We start from the raw sequence: 22,555 nt of genomic DNA, 5'->3' as shown, positions 1-22,555 counted from the left end.
TCATTGCGGCTGGTTCTCCATCAGTAGGTGGGCTGCGGCGACAAGGCGATCGGAGGTCTGTTCGTAGCTGAGATGCCCCATCCCGGCGTGGACGAGGCCGCCGGCGTAGAGCATTTCGAGGGCGTCGACGACCGGCCCGGGATTCTCCGGGTCGACTTCGAGGGCGGCGGCGAGGCGTTGGCGGATGAAGCCACCGATGCGCAGCCGCAGGTGCTCGACGTCGGGGTCGGTGCCGAGCAGTGCGACGGTGACCGCCCCGCCGAGTTGCCCCTCCCCCGCGACGACCAGTGAGACGTCGCGCAGGACCTGTGCCACACGGTCTTTCGGTGCGATGGCCAGGTCCGGCTCGGCAACTCCCTGCGCCAGGCGGCGCCAGAACACCTCGGCCACCAGGTGACTCTTCGACGAAAAGTAGGTGTAGGCGGTCGCCGGCGCAACACCGGCACGTTTGGCGACCGCCCGGACCGTCAGCCCGTCGAAGCCCTCCTCGTTGAGCACCTCGACGGCCGCGTCGGTCAGTCGGGCAACCGTCTCGGCCTGCTGGGTGGTCAACCGTCGTCGGGTGGATTCCTGAGACACGGGGCTGGACATGTGACCGACGCTACACTAGGTTTGAACGTGAGTCCAGACACCTGTCCAGATGCCCTTCCAGTCAGATGCCCTTCCAGTCATTGGAGCCCAGTTCATGACTCTCAGACCCGAGTCCGCGTCCGACCTCCTCGTCGACGGCAAACTCATCCCCGGCGGCGGAGGCGTGTTCGACGTCGTCAACCCGGCCACCGAGGAGGTGATCGGCAAGGCCGCCGACGGCACCGCCGACGACATGGACACGGCCATCGCCGCCGCGCGCCGCGCCTTCGACACCACCGACTGGTCGCGCGATCACGCCTTCCGCGCGCGGTGCCTCCGACAACTGCGCGACGCCCTGCTCGCCCACGGTGACGAGTTCAAGGCGCTGACCACCGAGGAGGTCGGTGCCCCCGCCTTCCTCACCGGCGGCCCCCAGTTCGAGGGACCGGCCACCGACCTCGGCTACTTCGCCGATCTCGCGGAGAACTATCAGTGGACCCGCGACCTCGGTGAGGCCACGCCGATGGGCCTGAAGAATCACCGGGAGGTGCGCAGCGAGGCGGTCGGCGTCGTCGGGGCGATCACCCCGTGGAACTTCCCGCACCAGATCAACTTCGCCAAGATCGGGCCGGCACTGGCCGCCGGCTGCACCGTCGTGCTCAAACCCGCACCCGACACCCCGTGGGCGGCGGCGTTGGTCGGCAAGGTGATCGCCGAGGAGACCGATTTCCCGCCCGGCGTCATCAACATCGTGACGTCGTCGGATCATGCTGGGGGAGCGCAACTGTCCACCGATCCGCGGGTCGACCTCGTGTCCTTCACCGGCTCCACCGCGACCGGCAAGAAGGTGATGGAGGCGGCGTCGGCGACGCTGAAGAAGGTGTTCCTCGAACTCGGCGGCAAGTCGGCGTTCATCGTTCTTGACGACGCCGACCTCAAGAGTGCCTGCGCGATGGCTGCTTTCGCCGTCGTCACCCACGCCGGTCAGGGCTGCGCGATCACCACCCGCCTACTGGTACCCCGCGCGCAACTCGACGAGGCGATCGCCGCCACCCGCGACGCGATGGCCGGTCTGCCCGCCGCCGACCCGTCCGATCCCGGAACCATCTGTGGCCCGCTGATTTCCGCGCGGCAACGCGAGCGCGTCGAGTCCTACATCGCGCTGGCCCGCGAGGAGGGCGGCACCATCGAGATCGGCGGTGGACGCCCGGCCGACAAGGAGAAGGGATTCTTCGTCGAACCCACCCTCATCTCCGGCCTGGACAACTCCGCACGCGTCGCGCAGGAGGAGATCTTCGGCCCGGTGCTGGTGATCATCCCGTTCGACGATGACGACGACGCGATCCGCATCGCCAACGACTCGCCCTACGGCCTCTCCGGCATGGTGTACGGCACCGACGAGGACCGGATCAACAAGGTGGTCAACGGAGTTCGTACCGGAACCATGGGCGTCAACGGCGGTATCTGGTATTCCGCCGACGTCCCCTTCGGTGGCTACAAGGCCTCCGGCATCGGCCGGGAGATGGGTGTCGCCGGCTTCGAGGAGTACCTCGAGACGAAGGCCGTCGCCCGGCCGGCGTGAGTCCACCCGCCTCGCTGATCGAGTGCCGCTTACCCGCTAAACGAGATCACCCTCCCCCGCCGGTTGAGTAGCGACGCGCGAGCGAAGCGAGCCCGACGCGTATCGAAACCCCCATCCCCCGTTGATCGAGTGCCGCTTACCCGCTAAACGAGATCACCCTCCCCCGCCGGTTGAGTAGCGACGCGCGAGCGAAGCGAGCCCGACGCGTATCGAAACCCCCATCCCCCGTTGATCGAGTGCCGACGAGCGCCTTGCGTTGAGCTTGTCGAAACGAGTCGGTGTATCGAGATCACAGAAAGAGAACCCCATGACCTCCTCCCGTTTCACCGACAAGACCATGATCGTGACCGGCGCGGCCGGCGGCATCGGCGAAGCCTACGCCCGCGCCTTGGCCGGCGAGGGCGCCAACGTCGTCGTCGCCGACCTCAATGACGAGGCCGGTGAGAAGGTGGCCGCCGACATCGGTGGCCGCTACGTGCACACCGACGTCTCCGACCCGGAGTCGGCGAAAGCGCTGGCGCAGAGCACCGTCGACGCCTACGGCAGTATCGACGGTCTGGTCAACAACGCCGCCATCTACGGCGGCATGAAGCTCGACTTCCTCATCACCGTGCCGTGGGACTATTACAAGAAGTTCATGAGCGTCAATCTCGACGGCGCACTGAACGTCACCCGCGAGGTGTACCCGCACATGACGAACGGCGGCGCCATCGTCAACCAATCCTCCACCGCCGCATGGCTCTACAGCGGCTTCTACGGACTGGCGAAGGTCGGCGTCAACGGTCTGACGCAGCAACTGGCCACCGAACTCGGCGGGCAGAACATCCGCGTCAACGCCATCGCACCCGGACCGATCGACACCGAGGCCACGCGGACCACCACTCCCAAGGAGATGGTCGACGACATCGTGAACCGGCTGCCGCTCAAGCGGTTCGGCACGCCCGAAGACCTTGTGGGAATGTGCTTGTTCCTGTTGAGCGACGAGGCGAGCTGGATCACCGGCCAGATCTTCAATGTCGACGGCGGACAGGTCATCCGGTCGTGAGCGCTGCACAACGCGCCGATGCACCGCGCATCGGCTATGTGGGACTGGGCAATATCGGTGCTCCGATGGCCGCTCGTCTGGCGAAGGCTCCGGGGGGCCTGACGGTTTTCGATCTCTCCGCGGAGGCGGTCGGCAAGCTGGTCGATCAGGGTGCGCAGGCGGCGGATTCGCTTGCCGCACTGGCCGAGACCTCCGACATCATCGGCATCTGCGTGGTCACCGACGACCAGGTACGCACGGTGGTGGCCGGCGACGGCGGCCTGCTGTCGGCGGCGGCTCCCGGCACCGTCATCACCGTTCATTCGACGATCGGCCCGGATACCGCTGTGGAGCTGGCCGAGGTGTGCGCCGCCCAGGGGGTCACACTTCTCGACGCCCCGATCTCCGGTGGCGCGCCCGGCGCCGAACAGGGACGCCTCGCCATCATGGTGGGCGGACCACGCGACGCCTACACCGCGATCAAGGAACCGTTCTCCCTCACCGCGGACATGATCGTGCACGCCGGTGAGCAGGTCGGCGCCGGCACGAAGATGAAGCTGGCCCGGAATCTGTTGCACTTCATCTCGTTCACCGCGACCACCGAGGCATCCCGGTTGGCCGAGGCCGCGGGCATCGACATCGCCAAACTCGGAAAGGTGGTGCGCCACACCGACGCCATCACCGGAGCGGCCGGCGCGATCATGTTGCGCGACACGACCGCCGAGATCGAACCCGACGATTTCTGGTACGGCGTCTTCATTCACGTGCGAACGTTGGGAGAGAAGGACCTGTCCCTGGCATTGGCCCTCGGCGCAGAACTCGGTGTCGAGCTACCCCTCGGAACGCAGGCCTATGAGGATCTGGCACGCGGTCTCGGCGTGCCGCATCACGAAGGAGAGTCATGACCAGCACCGACAGCCCGCAGGCAGCAGCGACACAGACCGAACGGCGACGTCGTGGCCTGGACATGATGACCCAGGTGTACGGCTGGGAGATGTCCGACGGTCCGGGACTGCATTTCGCGCATACCGCCGATCAACTGTTCGCCGAGGTGTGGACGCGTGAGGGCCTGTCCATCCGCGACCGTCGGCTGATCCTGCTCGGTGCGCTCGCGGCCGGCGGGCAGGTCGACGTCGCGGAGATCCAGGCGGGTGCCGCTCTCGGCAACGACGAACTCACCCCGGAACAGCTCGAGGAGATCGCCCTGTTCCTCTGCTACTACGTCGGTTGGCCGATCGGCACCAAGATGAACATGATGTTCGGCGAGGTGATCAAGCGGCACCGCAAGGCCACCGCGAAAGCCGCGGCCGACCAGCAGGGCTGACGGATACGATCGAGTACATGACTGCCACGTCCGCACCGACGCAGATCACCTTCACCGAGCTCACCGGGGGAGATGGCCACAACATCCTGTCGGCCAATCCCGGACCGGATCTGTCGGCGGCGGGATACACCGAAACCGAGTACTCCGCATCGGGTCTGGCCCGACGGTTCGCCGCCGACGACGGTGACCTCCGCGAGGTGGACACCGCAGAGTTCGCCACGCGAGTGTTGGTGCGTCGCCCGGAGGACGACGCCGACTTCAACGGGCACGTCGTCGTCGAATGGTTCAACGTGTCCAGCGGAACCGACTCCGCACCCGAATACACCTACCTGGCACCGGAGATCATCCGTTCCGGCTATGCCTGGGTGGGGGTGTCGGCGCAGTACGCCGGCGTCGAGGGCGGCGCCGGATCGGTGGGCATGGATGACGGATCGGCACCGCAACGCCTGGCCGACAAGCATCCTGAACGCTATGCCGCGCTGCATCATCCGGGCGACGGGTACAGCTACGACATCTTCGGCGCGATCGGCGCCGCACTCGCCGATGCCGATGTCGAGGGACATCCGTTGACCGGGTTATCGGTTCGTCGGCTGCTTGCCGCCGGGGAATCCCAGTCGGCGATGGCCTTGACCACCTACACCAATCACTTTGCGCGTCGACACAACGTGTTTCACGGCATCCTGATCCACAGTCGTTCGCTGGGTACGTTGCCACTGGGCGATGCGGGCGGTCCGGTGGACATCACCGAGGCCTACCGCGGTGTTCCCGTACCGATCTCTGCTGATGTCGAGGTACCGGTCTTCGTCGTCCAGACCGAGACCGACGTCCTGACGAACTTCCAGTATGTGCAAGCACGCCAACCGGATTCGATGCGTTTCCGTGCCTGGGAGGTGGCCGGCACCTCGCATGCCGACATCGCGCAGATCGGCGAGTACGAATCGATGCTGGGCTGCCCGGCTCCGGTGAACCGCGGGCAGCAACGCTTCGTGTTGCGGGCAGCCCTGCATCATCTGCGCGAGTGGCTGAACGGGGAGACCGAACCTCCGGTCGCCACACCACTTCTCGTCGTCGACTCCGGCGACGGCAAACGCTTTGAACTGGACACCATCGGCAACGCACGCGACGGTGTGCGAACACCGTGCGTCGACGTGCCGACGCAGATCCTCAGTGGCGTCGTGACCGCCGACGTGCCGCGGATCTGTGTCCTCTTCGGCGTCACCACTCCCCTGCCGCCCACCGTCATCGCCGGGTTGTACACCGGTGACACCGACTATGTGCAGCGGTACGCCGATGCCGTGGACGCTGCGATCGAGGCGGGGTTCGTTCTCTCCGCGGACCGCGATGAACTGCTAGCCGACGCCCGCACCGATCTCGTCGTGGACGCGGAAGCGTTCCGCTGAACGCTGGACCCTTGCGCTGATCGAGTGCACGCAACCCCCCGGCTGGCCGAGTGCGCGCAGCCCCGCTGGCCGAGCGCACGCAACTCCCGCTGGCCGAGTGCCGACGAGCTTGCGAGTCGGTGTATCGAGGCCACTTCCGCATGCCGAAAGCTCCACCCAAGCAACAGCTCCCACTCACCACAGTGGCCTCGACCTCGACAGGCTCGGCCGGCGGATACGGGGCTCCGCAAGCTCCGCCCCACTCGGCCAGCAGTGGGCAACCCTCGCTGGTCGAGTGCGCCGCGCGAGCGAAGCGAGCTCGTCGCGTATCCGCCGGGCCGAGCTCGTCGGGGTCGAGACCACTTCCGCGAATTGACAGCGAAACCGGTCTACCCCCAACCGATTCTGCGCCAACAAAGTTGTCGTACCCCCTCGTTACACTTGACTCAGTTCAGTTGATCCGACCGAGCAGAGGAGGTGAACATCATGGCCACCAACATGATTGGCAGCAGCAAGGCACCAGAGTTGTCGATGACCGCCGCCGACGCCGCCATGATCGATCACCTCCCCGTAGAGGCCGCGACCGCTCTGGCCCGATCCCTGCAACGCCAGGAACGACAGGTGATCGCACGGAAAGTGTTGTCGGCGGCGCGGATCGGGCACACCGTGTACGACGAGATGCTGCTCTCGGGCCATCAATCCAACGTGCACACCACCGGCGCCGTCGACAAAGCCGTCACCGGCAAGGTATCCACCACCCTCGGAGTATCGGTGCCGCAGGCCACATCGTGGATGACGCTCAGCTTCCTGCTGTCAACGCTCCCGACCGTGACCGCCGCATTCCTCGACGGTGACCACTCCCTGGAACGCATCCGCATCATCGCCAACGAGATCGCCGTCCTGTCCGACGACGACGTCCGCGCCTTCGCCGAAACCCGCGCGCTGCAACTGGCCGAACGTAATCAGGCTGATAAGACATTGCGGGATCAGGTCGTCGAGATGGTGATCGCCCTGGATCCCGACGGTGCCGCCGACCGACGCGAAGAAGCCGCCGCACGCGACCAGAACGTGCGAGTGCGTCGGGACACCAACGGGCACTGCAGCATCTCCGTCTACGCCCCCGGAGAAATGGGAGCCCACCTCGCCGCGCGGATCGCGAAAATGATCAGTGAACGGATCTGCCCACGTGATCCGCGTCGTCAAGGTCAGGTGCAGGTCGCGGCATTCGCCGAAATCCAAGGACTACCCGGCGCGTACCTGTCGTGCGAGTGCGGTCGAGGTGACTGCTCCCGGGCGATCCCGCTGCCGGAAGAACCCACCGACCTCGACATCGACCCCGACGACGACGCGACTGATCTGTCTGTCGATGTCGCCGACGATGGGGACGCCGATCCCGAGACGACCGACGATCCCCAGTCGGACGCCGACGTGACCGACGATCCCGAGACGATCACCGACGACGCTGACTGTGACGACGCCGACTGTGCGGCAACGGATACCGTCGAGGCGCAACCGGACACCGACACCGACACCGATTCGCAGTTGTCGCTGTCGTTGATCACCGACCCGTCAGGGCAGCGGGAGGCCCGGCTGGAGTACTTCGGGGTTGTCGACGACGCTCATGCCAGAGCGTTGATCAGTTCAGGACAGTTGGTGACCGTCACCGAGTTTCCCACCCTCGACATCCCCAGCATCAACACCACCACCTCACTGGACCGGATACCGGCGGCATGGCGCCGCCTCGACGATCCGTTCCCCGCGGCACCGATCGACCCCACCGGACACGGCGGACATTTCCTCCCGCCGCCGGGTGCGTTGACGTATCGGATACCGGCGTGGTTGCGGGAGAGGATCATCGAGTTGGATGGCACCTGCCGGTACCCGCACTGCGGGCGACCGGCCAGTGAATGCCAGATCGATCACCTGGTCAAATTCGTGCACCAGGATCCGATCACCGGTGGCTGGACCGTGGAATTCAACCTGATGCCGTTGTGCACCCCGGACCATCAGCGCAAGCACATGGGGTTGTTGATCCCCACCATGCTTTCGGATCGGGCTGTCATCTGGCGCGATCCGGTCACCGGGGAGACCATCACCACCTATCCGCGGTAGGTCACTGCCGTCGGGTGGTGCTGCGCTGCAACCGCTTTCCAGCACCGTCTTGCGTGGTCTCGACACGCCACGGGCTCGCAAGCTCGCACGAGGCGGCTCGACCGGCGAGACGATGACGGCTCGACCGGCGGGAGTCAGGCTGCGCTGCAGTCGGTTTCCGGAACCGGGTTGCGAAGGTGGTCTCGATCTCGACAAGCTCGGCCCGGCGGATATGTTGCGGGAGTGGTCTCGACCTCGACAAGCTCGGCCCGACGGATACGCGACGAGCTCGCCCCGTGACGCCCTGTCCGAGAACCTTCGAATACCCGCGAGCTCAGGTCAGGAAGCTGTCGACGGCGCGGTGGATGTCTCGGGACATGGCATGGCCGACGTGACTTCCGTGGTACCAGTGCACTTTTCCGCCCCAGTGCGCGTGGAGGCGTCGTGCTGCGCCCAGTGAGGTGACGCGGTCGTTGAGGGCCGCGATCACCAGGCGACGATCGGGCGTGGGGTACGGGTCCACCGACAGCGGGTCGATGACGGAGGTGACGGCGGTGACCGGGTCCGAACGCATCAGGGCCGCCAGGTCGCGGCCGCGGGGACCGGCCCGTTCCATGTGATGGGCCAGGGTGCCGTGGACGTCGAGCATCGGCACCACGGCGATGACACCCGACACGCGGGGCTCCAGCGAGGCCACCAGCGCGGCGATCGGTCCGCCCAATGATGTTCCGGACAGCACGATCTCACTCGGATCCCACTGCGAGATCCATTCGATCAGGGCACGGATCTCGGTGACCGCGCGCACCGTGAGCAACACATTGACCAACGGATCCAGGCCCGGATACGCGACGGAACGACGTCGGCGGGCACCGTGCGCAGGGAGAACCGGAAAGGCGACGTCGTAGCCGAGTTGCCCGTACAGGTGTGCGGCCCGGAAGGCGTAGAGATCATCGGATCGACCCTGCGCGGCTCCGTGCACCCAGATCAGCCACCGGCCACCACTCCGACTCCGGCTGAGCACCCGCGCCGAACTGTAGGTTCCCGCATAGGGATCGACGTCGGCAACCGAGGCCGGCAGGAAACCGTCGACCAGATAGTCGACATGATCGAAACGGGTGGTCCCGAACATCTTCCGGGTCTGCGACGCGATCCGCGGAACGCGCGGACGCCGATGAATACCTTCCACACCCAGCCCCGCCAGTTCGGGCGCAACCGCCGCACACCGCTCGACGTATCTCTCGATCGTTTCCGTGGACGGGATCTCGCGGATCACGGAGTTGATGGCGATGAAGAACTCGTCCAGCGCCGTCTCACCGATGGCCCGCGCCCCGGCCGACGTTGGTGGCACCCCTGCGGTGACATCACCGCGGCCGGCGTGACGGGTGCTCGCGATCGCGCGGGGCAACACCCCGGCGAAGAGACCGAGACGTGCAGCCCCCGTGGACCAATCGATCAACGATCGCCCCGAACCAGATCGCCGCCGAGCAGACCGCGATCGGACAGGGCCGCGTGCACCTCGTCGAGGGACTCGGCGACGCGTCGCAGGAACCGGTGTGGATCGGGCATCGACTCCGGTGTTGCGATCAGCCCCATCGACAGCGTGCCGGCGTAACTGTAGGTGGTCAGGTTGACATCGGCGGGTGCGATGGCGAGGGCGAAGGAGATCCAGTCGATCACCTCGACGCCGCCGACCCATCGGGTCTGACGCGGTCCCGCCATGTTCGCGGTCGTGATGGTGTTCATGATCCGAGGCGCCCGGTGCGCGGCGAGGTTACGGAAGGTCGGTGCCAGGCGACCGGTGTACGTCGACATCCGGTCGGTCATCTCGAAGCCCACCTTCTTACGCCGACCGACCGCCGCGGCGCAACTCTCGGCGGTGGCGGTGATCCGTTCCACCGGATCGGCGATGTCGGTGCGCATATACGCTGCGGCAGTGGCGATCTCATTCCCTCGGGTCCGTGTCGACGCGAGATCGCGGCACACCCCGAACACAGTGACCGACCGGTGCGTCAGATCATCTCCGCGATCGGCCAATTCGGACCGCATGGCGCCGGCGATGATGCCGTGCAGGGCACCGTTGACGGTGGTACCCAGCGCAACCGCGATACGTTGGACGTCGGCCAGCGGGATTCCACCGCTCGCACAGACGCGTTCACCGCCCGACGGCGTGTTGAAACTGGTCCGCCGCACGGTCAGGGGACGTGGAATATGTTCGGCGGCATCGGTATCCGAGGCGATCCGGGCCGCTCGCGCGAATGTCGACATGACCCGCGGTATCGCGGCCAGCAGACTCCGCGATTCCCGACGTGCACTGCGGGTGAGGTCGGCTCGGCTCGGCAGGGTGTGCGGACGGCGCACCGGGGCCACCTCGACGACGCCACCCTCCTCCGACGTCGCGGCCATCAGGGTGTTGAGGGCGGCCAGACCGTCGGCGACCGCGTGATGGACCCGCACGACCACCGCCTGACGACCTCCGGCGAGACCGTGCACCAGGGTCAGCGCCCACAGTGCACGCGATCGATCCAGCTGGTGCACAGCGAGTTCCGACAGCGCCGCGTCGAGCTGCGCCCGCCCACCCGGGGCGGGGAGGGAGATCTCGTCGAGGTGGTCGGCCACATCGAAGTCCTCGTCGGCGACCCAGAACGGACGGGCCTTACGCCCCGGTGCGCATTGCACCCGTTGGGTGGCGCGCGGGAACATGCCCAGGTAGTCGGGCAGGACGTCGACCAGTTCGCCCAGCGTCACCGGCCGACCACGACGTCGCGTATCCAGGATCGCCACCTTCAGCGTGTGCATCGGGGTGGTCGGAGTCTCCATGTTGAACATCAGGGCGTCGGGCCCACTGAAGCGTTCGGACCCACTGAAGCGTTCCATCGTCTCAACCCACCTTCCGTTCGCCCGCGGAATCCGAAACCATCTCGCCGAGAGTCCGTTTCACCACTTTCCCGGTGGCATTGCGCGGCAACTCGGAGATGAAATGCACGTCGCGCGGCACCTTGAATCCGGCCAGACGGTCACGCACGTGAGCCCGCAGATCGTCGGCGGTGACCATCGCGTCGGCACTGACGAGACCACCGCCGCGGCGGACCACATAGGCGGCCAGGCGTTGTCCGAAACGTTCGTCGTCGACGCCGACCACCGCGACCTCACCGACGCCCGGACATTCGGCGAGGACCTGCTCGACCTCGAGCGGGTACACGTTCTCTCCGCCGGAGACGATCATCTCGTCGTCACGTCCCACCACGAACAGTCGACCGTTCTCGTCGATCCGGCCCAGGTCGCCGGACACCATGTGCGCGCCGGCGAAATCCTTGGTGTCGTCGGTGGTGTATCCGTCGAAGGCCGAGGCACCGGCGACGACGATGCGCCCGATCTCGCCGGGCGCCACCTCGTGGTCGGCGTCGTCGAGGATGCGGACGTCGGTGCCGACCAGGGGCCGTCCGGCGGTGTCGGGTGCAGCGCGCAGGTCGGCGGGTACGGCGGTGGAGATCAGGCCGGCCTCGGTGGCGTTGTAGCTGTTGTAGACGACGTCGCCGAAACGATTCATGAAGGCCAGCAACGCATCCGACCGCATGCGCGACCCGCTGGCGGTGACGAAACGCAAGGAGGACCCGGTGTACCGGTCGAGCACCTCGTCGGGCAGGTCCATGATCCGTTCGAGCATCACCGGCACCACGGCCAGTCCGGTGGCGCGGTGACGGTCGACGAGGTCGAGGGTGGCCTCCGGGTCGAAGCGGCGGCGCATCACCATGGTGGCGCTCAGCGTGGCCGCGATGGCGACCTGCCCGAATCCCCACGCATGGAAGATGGGTGCGGCGATCACGGTGGGTTCGCCTGCGCGCCAAGGGATGCGGTCGAGGATCGCGGCAAGCGAAGCCACATCGGTGCTGCCGCCACGTCGAGCACCCTTGGGAGTGCCCGTGGTTCCCGAGGTAAGCAGCACGACGCGGCCGGCGCGCGGCGGCGTGGGCACCCGTTGCCCGGCGTGATCGGCGATCACCGATTCGACGGTGCCGACGGCATGCGGCATCGGATAGTTGTCGGGGTCGTCGACCCACGCCCGCAGACAGCGAAGCCGAGGCAGTCGAGCCGCGGCGGAACCGACGAGCTCGCCGAACTCGTCGTCGACGATGAGCAGGTCGGCGCCCTCGCGGTCGAGGACCTCGGCGAACTGGGGGCCGGCGAAACCCGTGTTGAGCAGAATGGCGTCGGCGCCGAGTCGCGATGTGGCAGCCAGGGATTCAACGAGACCGGCGTGGTTGCGGCACATGATGGCCACCCGCGCAGGCCGATCGGGGCGACGCGGCCCGATGAGCTCACCCAAGCCGGCGGCCAGTGCGTCGGCGCGTCGGTCGAGTTGGCCCCAGGTGAGTGAGCCCGCCTCGTCGATGATGGCAACCCGGTCCGGGGTGCGGGCAGCGGCCAGCCCGATGCCGCTGACCGGCGACGGACCGCCGTGCCTCCGCAGGTTCAGGCCCATCCGGACGTAGCGGTCGGGGCGGGCCAGGCTCAGGAACCCGCTGCGCAACAGGACTCCGGTCAGCCAGACGAGGGAACGGAGACGGTCGAGGATCGCGATCATGGTGGTATCCAGGAAGAGTCAGCCGAGCACGGGGAATCGGCGCTTGCGGGCAAGGTCGTCGAGGGCGTGTTGCATGTGTTTGCGGATCATCTGATCGACCTCGGCGATGTCCGGGTCGGTCCCGAACTCGGCGCGGATGTCGATGGGGTCGAGCACGCGCGTGGTCATCTTGGACGGCAGCGGGACGTTCGCCGGCAGTCCGGCGGTGAGCCCGAAGGGAAAGCCGAGCGACAGCGGCGTGCCCTTGATGCGCAACAGTTTGTCCAGGCGCAGCAGTTTGGCCAGGCCTTCGCCCCGGGTGAGGAACCACTGGGTCTCCTGCGCGCCGATGGTGACGATCGGGACGATCGGCACGTCGGCCTGCAGAGCGGTCCGGATGTAGCCGGTGCGGCCACCGAAGTCGATCGTGGCGTCGTCGCGACTCGGTCGCATCACATCCCAGTCACCACCGGGGAAGACCAGCGTCGCGGCGCCCGATTCCAGTGCTGCGACCGCGTTGCGCGGATGGGCGCGCAGGAAGCCGAACTTGCTCAGCAGCGCACCGCCACCGACCTGGAACAGGATGTCGTGGGCGAGGGTGTAGAGCGGCCGCGCGGGCCCGAAGTGATCGGCGAAGGCCACCGCGATCAACGGCACGTCGAACGCCAGCAGGCCGCCCGAATGATTGGAGATCAGCAGCGCCCCACCGTCGGGTACCTTCTCCATCCCCTGGACGTCGGACCGGAAGTATCCCTTGGAGATCAGCGACAGCAGGGGCATCGCCTGGCGCACCCAGGTCTCGTCCCACTCCATGGTCGCCTCCTCGCATTTCCCAGAACTAGAACAGGTTCTAGATGTAAATTGGAACACGTTCTAGACGATCTCGCCAGTTCGTCCCACTCGCACACCTCCGGGAGCGGCCCCATGCAGTTCACCCTCGAGGACATCTCCGATGCCGAGATCGCCCGCCGCCGCGGCGTCTATGAGCCGTTGACCGAATCGGTCCGCGAACTCATCGATGCCGCCATCCGCACCGAGGTCCCCGACGAGGTGATCGGCGAGGCGCGTCGACGGATCGACGAGGTCGTGGCGATGTTGCGGGCCGAACAGATCGACGGCCCATACGGCGTGCGCTACACCCCCGACTTCATCGGAATGCCGTGGGGTAACGCCGTCATCGGCGTCCGCAACGCGATAGCGCCACCGCTGCGCACCCGGTTTCACGACAACGAGGTGTCCGCGGAGTTCACCCTCGGCGCGGCCTACGAGGGCCCGGACCATCACGTCCACGGCGGTGTGTGCGCGATGATCCTCGATCACGTACTCGGCGAGGGCGCCAGCCTCGACAACGTGCCCTGCTACACCGGCACCATCACAGTGCGCTACCTGCGCCCCACTCCCCTCGGCACACTGACCGCACGCGCGTCCATCGTCGCCCGAGACGGCCGCAAGAAGATCGTCCGCGGCACCCTCTCCGACGCCGACGGCGTGACCGTGGAGGCCGAGGGTGTGTTCATCGCACCGAAGGACTGGTCGGGGCAGATGCCGCGGAGGGCCGACAAGTACGTCGACGAGAGCCTCGTGGACAAGGAGAGCTGAACGATGCGCGCCGCGGTGATCTCCAACGGAACCTTCCGGGTCGATGACGTGGCCGACCCGGAACCGGGTGACGGCGAACTGGTGCTCAGGGTCGCCGCGACCGGCATCTGCGGATCGGATCTCTCGACGGCGCCGTTTCTCCCCGACGGCAGGATCATGGGTCACGAGTTCGCGGGCGAGGTGGTGGCCACCGGACCGGGGCTGACCGATTGGCTGGGTGCTCCGGTGGCGTCGATGCCGGTGATCGGTTGTCGCGCGTGCCGCGCCTGCCTCGTCGGAGACGTCGCACGGTGCCCGGCGGCGCGAACCCTCGGTCTGGGTGTCCTCGCCGGGTCATTGGCGGAGTTCGTGCTGGTCGGGGCAGCCGAAAGCGTCCGACTGGATCGGCTGCCCGGGGCGCGCGAGGTGACGGGCAATGATGCAGGCCTGGGCGATGCAGCGCTCACCGAGCCGCTGGCGGTCGGCTTGCATGCGGTGACCCGCGCATCCATCGCGCCGGGCGATCGGGTGTTGGTGACCGGCGCGGGGCCGGTGGGTTTGGCCGCGTTGGCGTGGTTGTCGCGGTCGTCTGCCGGCGAGATCGTCTGCAGCGACCCGGTACCCGAACGCCTCGTCGCCGCCACCGACCTCGGTGCCACGTCGACCACCACTCCCGACGCGGTGTCGGCGTCCGAACCCTTCGACGTGGTGATCGAGTGTGTCGGCAAGCCCGGCATCGTTGCCACCGCACTGGAATGCGTCGCACCCGGCGGGCGGATCGTCGTCGCCGGGGTGTGCCTGACGCCGGACGAGTTCATGCCGGTCGCGGCGGTGGTCAAAGAGGTGTCGATGCACTTCGTCTCCTACTACACCAAGGACGAATTCGTCACGGCCGCAACGTCGGTCATGAACGGTTCGATCGATCCGGGGTTGTTCGTCAGTCGCACCGCGGGACTCGACGACCTCACCGAGATCTTTGCGACGCTCAGTGCACCCAACAAGGAACGCAAGGTTCTGATTCGACCCTGAATCGACGCGCGGTAGCGTCGACACATGGGCAGCGACGTTCACCCCGATCGGCCGATCCCCGATCAGCCGGCACCGTTCAGCGACTCCGAGGTCGAACAGATACGCGCGGTCTGGCAGGGATTGGACCTGCCCGGCCTGATCGACGTCCACACCCACTTCATGCCGCGATCGGTGATGGACAAGGTCTGGGCCTACTTCGACTCCGCCGGGCCGCTCATCGGCCGTGAGTGGCCGATCACCTACCGCGCCGACGAGGACGTACGGGTGGCGACGCTGCAGTCGTTCGGGGTGCGTGCGTACTCGTCGCTGGTGTACCCGCACAAACCGAATATGGCGGAGTGGCTCAACGGGTGGGCCGCCGACTTCGCCGCCCATCACCCCGACTGCCTGCACACCGCGACGTTCTATCCCGAGGAGTCGGCCACCGGATACGTCTCGAAGGCGATCGCCGCGGGCGCACGAGTGTTCAAGTGCCACATCCAGGTCGGGGATTTCTCCGCCCTGGATCCGCTGCTCGACGGCGTGTGGTCGCAGCTGGCCGATTCTCAGGTGCCGGTGATCATCCACTGCGGAAGTGGTCCGGCACCAGGACGATTCACCGGTCCGGAACCCATTGCCGCTCTGCTGAAGCGCTTTCCATCGTTGCCGCTGATCGTCGCCCATATGGGGACACCGGAGTACACCGAATTCCTGCACCTGGCAGAGCACTACGAGAACGTTCGGCTCGACACCACCATGTCGTTCACCGACTTCTCCGAGAAGGATGCACCGTACCCGCCGGAACTGCGCCCCCGGCTGCGTGACATCGGCTCAAAGATATTGTTCGGCAGCGACTTCCCGAACATTCCCTACACCTACACCCACGCCCTCGAGGCCGTCATCCGACTCGACCTCGGCGACGACTGGGTGCGCGGGGTGCTCTACGAGAACGCTGCGGAGGTGTTCGGGATCGGCGCCTGAGCGTCGACGCGCGTCAGCCGCGCGCCGCAGTTCTTGACGACGGGGTTCGGCTACCCTGAGCCCGTGTCACCTTCCTCCAGCGACGACATGGCCACTCTCACACCATCTCAATGCTCCACCATGGACCGGCTACGGCGACGAGTGCCGAGTATGTACCGACGGGATGTGTGGTGGGATAAGCCGTACCCATTTCCCAGCAGCCTGACATATGACGATGTGCCGCAATCGTTTCAGACGGTCACCCATAGCAGAGAACGCACCTTGGAGTACCTGCAGCACATGGGCGAGCTGCGGCCGGGCGAGTCTGTCCCTGACCACTGGTTCGACCTGGCAAGCTCGGGACGCGCCGGGGTACGACGCGCCGCGGATGCCCTCCGGGATCACTTCCCCGATACTGCGACCGCGATGACAGAGCTCGTGACGGATGTCAGGGTCGCCCGTTTCACGCTCACGCGGAACCCACCTCGGACCGGGGTCGGGCTTTTCTACCTGACGCGCGCCAAGGACGATGGACGTCCACTGGCCCTGCTGGGGTTCCCGCCGAACCCGTCCGCGGTCGGGGCTCCGACGTTCTGGCCGACCGTCGCCGCGCGGCTCCGCGGACTCGCCGCCGACGTGCACGACGGGCTCGTCGTCTATCCCCAACTGGACTGTGGGCCCGTCCCATCGGCGTACCTTCAGACGCTGGACATCTACGCCCAGGACAACGCGATTCTCGACAACGCTGTCTCGGTGGAGGCCTACCTGGAGGACGGGAGACCCGTCGGCCTGTCAGAGGTGCCCCCGCCACCAAAGATGGTCGTGGCCGCCAATAACGGCATCAACACCGTGTTCATGTTCGAGATCTCAGATCCGCAGGCGAAGGCCTGGTCGTTCGGGGAAACGGTGCTATTGCAGTCGCCGCTACCGATCGACACGCTGTTGGACGACATGATGGCCGAACGCCTGATCAGCAGTTGCCTGCCAGTCGACTCGGCTCCGTAGTCCGCACCCGACATCGGTTCGTCGTCGACGCGCGTCAACCCCGCGCTGCGATCCGCGCCTGCACCTCCGGACGGCGCAGCGGCGGCACCGTCTTCGGCGGCTGACGCCGCTGCGGTAGTTCGGCGAGCAGTTCCCGGGTGGCCGCGGCGACGGCGGTCACCGTCGCCTCGAAGATCTCCGCATTCGCCGCCGAGGGCGCCCGGATGCCGCTGACCTTACGCACGTACTGACGCGCGGCCGCCTCGATTTCGTCGTGGGTGGCCGGTGGTTCCAGCCCGCGCAGTTCGGTGATGTTGCGGCACATGGGGCACTCCTCGGGGGGTCTCGATACGTCTCCTCGCTTCGCTCGTCGACTACTCGACCAACGGGAAGCGTCTCCTCGCTTCGCTCGTCGACTACTCGACCAGCAAGGAGAGCGGGCTCAGTCGGCGATGTGGACGACCGCTTTCCCCAGGATCCGCCCCTGCGCCAGATCCGTCAACGCCTCGGGGAGTTGATCGAGGGTGTAGGTGGTGTTGACCTGCGGACTCAGACCCGCCGCGATCATCTCGGTGAGCTCGTCGTGCAGCAGTTCCGGGACGCCGGGATGGGTGCGGACGTACTCACCCCACGCCGCGCCGACGACGGCGATGTTGCGGAAGAGGACGCGATTGAGTTTGACGGTGGGGATGCCGCCGGCGGCGAACCCGACCACCACGTACCGGCCGTCGGGGGCGACCTGGCGCAGCGCCTCGTCGAAGACGTCGCCGCCGGACGGATCGATCATCACGTCGACGCCCTCGGGTGCGATCTCCTTGAGCTTGGCACCCCAGCCCTCCTCGAGTTGCACGATCTCGTCGGCGCCGGCGCCGGCCAGCAACTCCTCGGCACTCTTGCGGTGCACGATGGCGATCACCTTGGCGCCCATGGCCTTTGCCACCATGATCGACGCGGTGCCGACACCGCCCGCGGCACCGAGCACGCCCACCACCTCGCCGGGCGCGGTCTGCGCGCGGACCTTCAGCGCGAAGAGCGCGGTCTGGTAGTTGATGCCCATCGCGGCACCCTGGTCGAAGCTCAGGCCCTCGGGCAGCGGCAGGAGTTGCTCGGGTGCGGCGACGAGTTGTTCGGCGAACCCTCCCACGATGGACGCGACGAGGACCTTGTCACCGGCCTTCACCGACGACCCCTCGGGCGCACTGCGCACCACGCCGGCGACCTCGGTGCCCGGGGCAAACGGGGTGGGTACGCGCAGCTGGTACTTGCCCTGGCTCATCAGCAGGTCGGGGAAGCAGATCCCGCACGATTTGATGTCGACGAGCACCTGGCCATCGGCGGGCGTCGGGTCGGCGACGTCGGTGAGTTCGAGAGCTGACGGGCCGTTCTCTGCGGTGAGTACCTGAGCTTTCATGGCAGCCACACTACGCGGGGAGAACAATCGCTCGGTAGGGAACGGTTACGATCGGTGCCATGACCGCACCGTCGGCCCCGCAGCCGATTTCCGCCCCCTCGCCCGATCGCATCCGGGTGGCCGACGAGGCCCCCGGCTTCATGCCGCTCGACGAGGCCCAGACGTTGTTCGAGATCGCTGGAGAGTATCTGGCACAGCCTGATTCGACGAAGGTGGGCGTGGAGATCGGCACCTATTGCGGTAAGTCGACGGTGTTCCTGGGTTCGGCCGCCGAAGCCGCCGGCGCGGTCATCGTCACCGTCGATCACCACCGCGGATCCGAGGAGCACCAGCCGGGCTGGGAGTATCACGACGAGTCGCTCGTCGACCCGCATGCGGGCACCCTGGACACCTCCGCACGCTTTCGCCGGACGATGTTCGACGCGGGCCTCGAGCAGACCGTGATCGGTATGCTCGCGCCGTCGACCGTCGCCGCCCAGGCGTGGGGCAAACCCGTCGACTTCGTCTTCATCGACGGCGGCCACTCGATGGAGGCCGCACAGAACGACCTCGACGGCTGGGCACCCTGGGTGCGCGTCGGTGGGGCCCTGCTGATCCACGACGTGTTCCCCGATCCCGCCGACGGCGGCCGGCCCCCGTACGAGATCTATTGCCAGGCCTTGGCGACCGGACAGTTCACCGACGTGCGGGTGGAGGGATCACTACGCGTGCTGCGTCGGGACTCCGGTGTCGTCGGGGAGCCCCTGCCCCGCGGATAGAAGGGCACTCTGACGCGACAGCGTGGCCCGGATGTCCCGGTGAGGCAGGGCTGCCCGCTTCACCGAGGTGGCCTCGATACGGCCCTCGTCCCTCGGACCTACTCGACCGGCGGCGGGCCGGACTCGCAGGTCTCGGTCAACCTTCCGCCAGCGCCCGCACCTTGCCGAGTACGTCCGGGTAGCGCTGGAGGTGCGCGCCGCCGTTGAGATCGATGGCAGCGCCGGTCATCCACGTCGACGCGTCGGAGGCGAGGAAGGCGATGGTCTGCGCGATGTCGTCGGGGGTGCCCGCCCGCCCGAGCGGCGTGTTGTCCAGATACTCCTCGGTGAGGCCGGGCACGTAGGCGATTCCGGCGGTGAGCGGAGTGTCCACCAGCCCCGGGGAAACGGCGTTGACGCGCACCCCGCGTTCGGCCAACTCCAGCGCGGCCACCTCGACGAGCATCAGGACCCCGGCCTTCGCCGCGCAGTAGGCACCCATTCCCGCGCCGGGTTGGCGGCCGTTGAGCGAGGCGACGCAGATGATCGAGCCGCCGCCGACGACGTGCCGACCGGCGTGTTTGAGCACCAGGAAGGTTCCGGTGAGGCAGACGTCGACGGTGGTCCGCCAGTGGTCGAGTTCCAGATCGACGAGTGCGCCGGGCATGGACAGGCCGGCGCAGTTCACCACCACGGCGAGATCGCCGACGCCCTCGAAACCCGCTGCGACAGAGTCTTCGTCGGTGACGTCGAGGCGGATGGCGGCGCTCTCGCCGCCGAGTTCCTCCGCGGCGAGCTGCGCGGCGTCGCCGTTGATGTCGGCGACGATCACCCGATGCCCCACCTCGTGCAGGCGCGTCGCGGTGGCCCGCCCGATTCCTGACGCCCCGCCGATGACCAGCGCCGCGCTCATCCGAGATGCCTTTCCAGGAAGCCGATCTGGTGTGTCACCGCGGTGTCGAACCAGGAGTCGTCCACGTCGGCGAAGATGCCGAAGTGATCGCAGGGATAGTGACGGAGCTCGGCGCGCGCGGCGAATCCTGCCTTGGCCGCCGCGTATGGTGGTGCGCCACGGTCGAAGTCGGCGATCTGCATCAGCACCGGAGCCGCGACGTCGGCGGCGTGCTTGTCGGCGCGGTAGTTGCCGAGTTCCAGCCCGATGGAGGCGTCGACCTCGTTACGCCACGACGGTCCGGCGATCCTCTGGTAGTCCTCGAGATAGCCGTCGGAGGTGAGCGCGGCCCGCTCCCCCGGCCTGCCGACCACCGGCATCATCACCGGATCACGACCGAGCTTGGCGCCCAACGCACTTGCGATCCCGACTCCGGTCGTTCGCAGCATCGACGCCGCACCCACCTGTGGGTAGTGGTGAGCACCGGCCGCGATACCACTGACCATCGGAACCATCGAGATCACGGCTGCGACATCGTCATCGCCGCGGCGGGCGCGTTCGGCGGCGACGATGAGGACGTGCCCGCCGGATTGCGACAGTCCCCACAGAATCACCCGACCGCCGTCGACCCCCGGCTGGGTGGCGACCGCGTCGATCGCGGCGTGATAGTCGGCGACCTGACCGGACATCGACACCCGTTGGCGTGGTTGACCTTCCGACAAGCCGAAGTGGCGGTAGTCGAAGGCGAAGACCGCGAGGCCGGCATCGGCCAACGCCCGGGCGTACGGTTCGAGCCCGGAATCCTTGGTGCCACAGAATCCGTGGGCCATCACGACGACGGGAACACCTGAGTCGGTACGGAACGGCGAAGTCTCCGGCGCCGGGAAGAGCCATGCGGCACATCGTGTTCCGTCCGAGATGAACTCGACGTCGCGGCGGGTGTCGATCGTCGTCATCGTGCCTCCTGTAGGACGTCATCGTGGGCGGCGCTCTCGGCCACATTCGCCCAGCGCTGGGGACCACGGCGTTGTGCACGCTCCCGGCCCTGCGGAATCTCCTTGGTCCTCATGTTGTGTTCGTACAGGTAGTGGTCGAGTTGCTGGGTATGCCGCGGCCGGTCGAGCATGTGGCCGGTATAGAAGTGCGTATCGTCGTCGATCACCCGCCTCATCTCATCCTCCGGCGGCAGCCGGTACTGCCCGACCGCGTACGCCCCGAGCAACCGGGTCTGACACTCCACGAACGGAAATAGCGTCGGTGTGGCCTGCGCGAAGCCGATGAAGACCGCATCGTCGATACCCGGCGCGAACATCCGCTTGTACAGGTCGATGCGGTTGTCCGGAGCGCTCAGGAAGTCCCGATCGAAGAACGGAAAGGTGATGTTGTATCCCGTGGCATAGATGATGATATCGAAGTCGCGCGATGACCCGTCCTCGAAATACACTGTGTCGCCGTCGAATCGATCGATGTTGGGCTTGGCGGTGATGTCGCCGGAACCGAGTCGGAGCGGCAGCTCGACCGACTGCGTGGGATGCGCCTCGAAGAACTTGTGGTTCGGCGTCGGCAAGCCGTAGTCCTCGGGATGCCCGGCGGTCAGTGGCTGCATCACCTGCATGAACTTGCGTTGCCACGAAGAAGGGATGTGCGGACTCATGCGGTAGTACTTGTCCGCAGGCTGCCCGGCAAAGTACTTGGGTACGATCCATGCACCCGAGCGGGTGGACAAGGTCAACTCGTTGTCGAGGGCCTTCGACGACAACTCCACCGCGATGTCGGCGGCACTGTTGCCCAGGCCGACTACCAGAATCCGCTTGCCGGAGAAGTCATGTGGGGTCCGCGGATCGATGTAGTGATGTGCGTGCATGGTGATCCCGGCGAACTCGCCGGGGAAGTCGGGGTAGCGCGGATCCCAGTGGTGGCCGTTCGCCACGACGAGCAGATCGAATGGGCGGGTCGTCCCGCTCTGCGTCTGGAGTTCCCAACCACCTCCGTCGAGCCGCCGCGCGTGGGTGATCCCGTTCTCGAATTCGATGTTGTCCAGCAATCCGAATGCGTCGGCGTAGTCGTCGAGGTACTGCTTGATCTGGGTGTGGTGCGGGAAGTCCGGATAGTCCTCAGGCATCGGGAAATCCCGGAAGGAGAGTTGATGTTTCGACGTGTCGATGTGCAGCGATCGGTAGGCACTGGAGTGACCGTTGGGATTGCCGAATGCCCAGTTCCCGCCGATCCGATCGGACGATTCGAAGCAGGTGTAGTCGACGCCGTAGTCCGACAGCATCTTTCCAGCGGTCAGTCCGCTGATTCCGGCGCCGATGATGGCAGTGCGTGGGGTGGCAACACGCATGGGACCCCCTAGGGTTGTTGACAGATCTCCAGATCTGTCTACCGCACCGGGGTGGGTGAAGTACACAGTTTCACAGAACTGTCTACTGGGGCATGCCCTAAAGTCGGGTG

At 66.7% G+C, this 22,555-nt stretch carries 21 protein-coding genes; 11 read left to right on the top strand and 10 right to left on the bottom strand.

From position 1 onward, the window contains the following. Positions 1 to 591 carry a TetR/AcrR family transcriptional regulator gene (locus ABLE92_RS21345; RefSeq protein ID WP_348806798.1) on the bottom strand — a complete coding sequence of 197 codons (591 nt, stop codon included), beginning with the start codon at positions 589 to 591 and terminating at the stop codon, positions 1 to 3. Positions 592 to 685: 94 nt separating this feature from the next. Here ABLE92_RS21345 and ABLE92_RS21340 point away from each other — a divergent pair, with 94 nt between their 5' ends. From ABLE92_RS21340 to ABLE92_RS21315, 6 genes are all read left to right on the top strand, one after another. Continuing rightward, a complete protein-coding gene (locus ABLE92_RS21340) occupies positions 686 to 2,152 on the top strand; it encodes an aldehyde dehydrogenase (RefSeq protein WP_348806797.1) in 1,467 nt (488 codons plus the stop codon). Positions 2,153 to 2,459: 307 nt separating this feature from the next. Continuing rightward, positions 2,460 to 3,197, top strand: a complete 738-nt coding sequence (locus ABLE92_RS21335; protein WP_348806796.1) for an SDR family oxidoreductase — start codon at positions 2,460 to 2,462, stop codon at positions 3,195 to 3,197. Next, on the top strand, positions 3,194 to 4,081 hold the full coding sequence (locus tag ABLE92_RS21330; RefSeq protein WP_348806795.1) for an NAD(P)-dependent oxidoreductase: 888 nt from the start codon (positions 3,194 to 3,196) through the stop codon (positions 4,079 to 4,081). The genes ABLE92_RS21335 and ABLE92_RS21330 overlap by 4 nt, the downstream gene beginning before the upstream one ends. Further along, positions 4,078 to 4,500: a carboxymuconolactone decarboxylase family protein gene (locus ABLE92_RS21325; RefSeq protein ID WP_348806794.1), complete on the top strand. Its 423-nt coding sequence runs from the start codon at positions 4,078 to 4,080 to the stop codon at positions 4,498 to 4,500. Before ABLE92_RS21330 ends, ABLE92_RS21325 begins: the two co-directional genes overlap by 4 nt. Before the next feature lie 17 nt (positions 4,501 to 4,517). Beyond that, complete coding sequence (locus tag ABLE92_RS21320; RefSeq protein ID WP_348806793.1) at positions 4,518 to 5,900, top strand: alpha/beta hydrolase domain-containing protein; 1,383 nt, start codon at positions 4,518 to 4,520, stop codon at positions 5,898 to 5,900. Positions 5,901 to 6,365: 465 nt separating this feature from the next. Beyond that, a complete protein-coding gene (locus ABLE92_RS21315; protein WP_348806792.1) occupies positions 6,366 to 7,991 on the top strand; it encodes an HNH endonuclease signature motif containing protein in 1,626 nt (541 codons plus the stop codon). A 313-nt stretch (positions 7,992 to 8,304) separates the two neighbouring features. Here ABLE92_RS21315 and ABLE92_RS21310 read toward each other — a convergent pair whose 3' ends face one another. From ABLE92_RS21310 to ABLE92_RS21295, 4 genes are read right to left on the bottom strand one after another with little or no spacing between them, the layout of a single operon-like run. After that, a complete protein-coding gene (locus ABLE92_RS21310) occupies positions 8,305 to 9,426 on the bottom strand; it encodes an alpha/beta hydrolase family protein (protein WP_348806791.1) in 1,122 nt (373 codons plus the stop codon). Beyond that, on the bottom strand, positions 9,423 to 10,844 hold the full coding sequence (locus tag ABLE92_RS21305) for a wax ester/triacylglycerol synthase domain-containing protein (RefSeq protein WP_348806790.1): 1,422 nt from the start codon (positions 10,842 to 10,844) through the stop codon (positions 9,423 to 9,425). Before ABLE92_RS21305 ends, ABLE92_RS21310 begins: the two co-directional genes overlap by 4 nt. A 4-nt stretch (positions 10,845 to 10,848) precedes the next feature. Then, positions 10,849 to 12,552 carry an AMP-binding protein gene (locus ABLE92_RS21300; RefSeq protein WP_348806789.1) on the bottom strand — a complete coding sequence of 568 codons (1,704 nt, stop codon included), beginning with the start codon at positions 12,550 to 12,552 and terminating at the stop codon, positions 10,849 to 10,851. A gap of 18 nt (positions 12,553 to 12,570) precedes the next feature. After that, the gene (locus tag ABLE92_RS21295) at positions 12,571 to 13,344 is read right to left on the bottom strand and encodes a lysophospholipid acyltransferase family protein (RefSeq protein WP_348806788.1); all 774 of its coding nucleotides are present in this window, start codon (positions 13,342 to 13,344) and stop codon (positions 12,571 to 12,573) included. Between the two features lie 111 nt (positions 13,345 to 13,455). Between ABLE92_RS21295 and ABLE92_RS21290 the strand changes: the two genes are divergently transcribed. The 4 genes from ABLE92_RS21290 to ABLE92_RS21275 all read left to right on the top strand — a co-directional run bounded on the left by ABLE92_RS21290 (position 13,456) and on the right by ABLE92_RS21275 (position 17,082). Next, positions 13,456 to 14,130 carry a PaaI family thioesterase gene (locus tag ABLE92_RS21290; protein WP_348806787.1) on the top strand — a complete coding sequence of 225 codons (675 nt, stop codon included), beginning with the start codon at positions 13,456 to 13,458 and terminating at the stop codon, positions 14,128 to 14,130. 3 nt (positions 14,131 to 14,133) lie between these two features. Beyond that, positions 14,134 to 15,138, top strand: coding sequence for an alcohol dehydrogenase catalytic domain-containing protein (locus ABLE92_RS21285; RefSeq protein WP_348806786.1), 1,005 nt, complete (start codon positions 14,134 to 14,136; stop codon positions 15,136 to 15,138). Positions 15,139 to 15,162: 24 nt separating this feature from the next. After that, positions 15,163 to 16,098, top strand: coding sequence for an amidohydrolase family protein (locus ABLE92_RS21280; protein WP_348806785.1), 936 nt, complete (start codon positions 15,163 to 15,165; stop codon positions 16,096 to 16,098). 261 nt (positions 16,099 to 16,359) lie between these two features. Further along, positions 16,360 to 17,082, top strand: a complete 723-nt coding sequence (locus ABLE92_RS21275; protein WP_348806784.1) for a hypothetical protein — start codon at positions 16,360 to 16,362, stop codon at positions 17,080 to 17,082. Between the two features lie 34 nt (positions 17,083 to 17,116). On the opposite strand, the gene ABLE92_RS21270 is transcribed toward ABLE92_RS21275, so the two are convergent. Next, positions 17,117 to 17,386, bottom strand: a complete 270-nt coding sequence (locus tag ABLE92_RS21270; RefSeq protein WP_348806783.1) for a DUF2277 domain-containing protein — start codon at positions 17,384 to 17,386, stop codon at positions 17,117 to 17,119. A 117-nt stretch (positions 17,387 to 17,503) separates the two neighbouring features. Further along, a complete protein-coding gene (locus ABLE92_RS21265; RefSeq protein WP_348806782.1) occupies positions 17,504 to 18,472 on the bottom strand; it encodes an NADPH:quinone oxidoreductase family protein in 969 nt (322 codons plus the stop codon). Positions 18,473 to 18,531: 59 nt separating this feature from the next. On the opposite strand from ABLE92_RS21265, the gene ABLE92_RS21260 reads away from it, so the two are divergent. Further along, positions 18,532 to 19,230, top strand: a complete 699-nt coding sequence (locus ABLE92_RS21260) for a class I SAM-dependent methyltransferase (RefSeq protein ID WP_348806781.1) — start codon at positions 18,532 to 18,534, stop codon at positions 19,228 to 19,230. A gap of 136 nt (positions 19,231 to 19,366) precedes the next feature. On the opposite strand, the gene ABLE92_RS21255 is transcribed toward ABLE92_RS21260, so the two are convergent. From ABLE92_RS21255 to ABLE92_RS21245, 3 genes are read right to left on the bottom strand one after another with little or no spacing between them, the layout of a single operon-like run. Further along, positions 19,367 to 20,122: an SDR family NAD(P)-dependent oxidoreductase gene (locus ABLE92_RS21255; protein WP_348806780.1), complete on the bottom strand. Its 756-nt coding sequence runs from the start codon at positions 20,120 to 20,122 to the stop codon at positions 19,367 to 19,369. Then, entirely contained in the window at positions 20,119 to 21,057 is a 939-nt protein-coding gene (locus ABLE92_RS21250; RefSeq protein WP_348806779.1) for an alpha/beta hydrolase, read from the bottom strand. The genes ABLE92_RS21255 and ABLE92_RS21250 overlap by 4 nt, the downstream gene beginning before the upstream one ends. Next, complete coding sequence (locus tag ABLE92_RS21245; RefSeq protein ID WP_348806778.1) at positions 21,054 to 22,445, bottom strand: flavin-containing monooxygenase; 1,392 nt, start codon at positions 22,443 to 22,445, stop codon at positions 21,054 to 21,056. The genes ABLE92_RS21250 and ABLE92_RS21245 overlap by 4 nt, the downstream gene beginning before the upstream one ends. Between the last annotated feature and the right edge of the window lie 110 nt (positions 22,446 to 22,555).

This window comes from Gordonia oleivorans, assembly GCF_040044975.1.
In the GTDB taxonomy this organism is placed as follows: domain Bacteria; phylum Actinomycetota; class Actinomycetes; order Mycobacteriales; family Mycobacteriaceae; genus Gordonia; species Gordonia oleivorans.
The sequence above is the reverse complement of the archived record's forward strand: the minus strand, read 5'-3'. Positions and strand labels throughout refer to the sequence as shown.

Bases quoted from the DNA above. Each gene is read 5' to 3' on its own strand.
- ABLE92_RS21270 (WP_348806783.1), bottom strand. From the start codon at position 17,386: ATGTGCCGCAACATCACCGAACTGCGCGGGCTGGAACCACCGGCCACC.
- ABLE92_RS21345 (WP_348806798.1), bottom strand. From the start codon at position 591: ATGTCCAGCCCCGTGTCTCAGGAATCCACCCGACGACGGTTGACCACC.
- ABLE92_RS21290 (WP_348806787.1), top strand. From the start codon at position 13,456: ATGCAGTTCACCCTCGAGGACATCTCCGATGCCGAGATCGCCCGCCGC.
- ABLE92_RS21340 (WP_348806797.1), top strand. From the start codon at position 686: ATGACTCTCAGACCCGAGTCCGCGTCCGACCTCCTCGTCGACGGCAAA.
- ABLE92_RS21315 (WP_348806792.1), top strand. From the start codon at position 6,366: ATGGCCACCAACATGATTGGCAGCAGCAAGGCACCAGAGTTGTCGATG.
- ABLE92_RS21305 (WP_348806790.1), bottom strand. From the start codon at position 10,844: ATGGAACGCTTCAGTGGGTCCGAACGCTTCAGTGGGCCCGACGCCCTG.
- ABLE92_RS21335 (WP_348806796.1), top strand. From the start codon at position 2,460: ATGACCTCCTCCCGTTTCACCGACAAGACCATGATCGTGACCGGCGCG.
- ABLE92_RS21295 (WP_348806788.1), bottom strand. From the start codon at position 13,344: ATGGAGTGGGACGAGACCTGGGTGCGCCAGGCGATGCCCCTGCTGTCG.
- ABLE92_RS21260 (WP_348806781.1), top strand. From the start codon at position 18,532: ATGACCGCACCGTCGGCCCCGCAGCCGATTTCCGCCCCCTCGCCCGAT.
- ABLE92_RS21250 (WP_348806779.1), bottom strand. From the start codon at position 21,057: ATGACGACGATCGACACCCGCCGCGACGTCGAGTTCATCTCGGACGGA.
- ABLE92_RS21255 (WP_348806780.1), bottom strand. From the start codon at position 20,122: ATGAGCGCGGCGCTGGTCATCGGCGGGGCGTCAGGAATCGGGCGGGCC.
- ABLE92_RS21300 (WP_348806789.1), bottom strand. From the start codon at position 12,552: ATGATCGCGATCCTCGACCGTCTCCGTTCCCTCGTCTGGCTGACCGGA.
- ABLE92_RS21325 (WP_348806794.1), top strand. From the start codon at position 4,078: ATGACCAGCACCGACAGCCCGCAGGCAGCAGCGACACAGACCGAACGG.
- ABLE92_RS21280 (WP_348806785.1), top strand. From the start codon at position 15,163: ATGGGCAGCGACGTTCACCCCGATCGGCCGATCCCCGATCAGCCGGCA.
- ABLE92_RS21245 (WP_348806778.1), bottom strand. From the start codon at position 22,445: ATGCGTGTTGCCACCCCACGCACTGCCATCATCGGCGCCGGAATCAGC.
- ABLE92_RS21285 (WP_348806786.1), top strand. From the start codon at position 14,134: ATGCGCGCCGCGGTGATCTCCAACGGAACCTTCCGGGTCGATGACGTG.
- ABLE92_RS21265 (WP_348806782.1), bottom strand. From the start codon at position 18,472: ATGAAAGCTCAGGTACTCACCGCAGAGAACGGCCCGTCAGCTCTCGAA.
- ABLE92_RS21320 (WP_348806793.1), top strand. From the start codon at position 4,518: ATGACTGCCACGTCCGCACCGACGCAGATCACCTTCACCGAGCTCACC.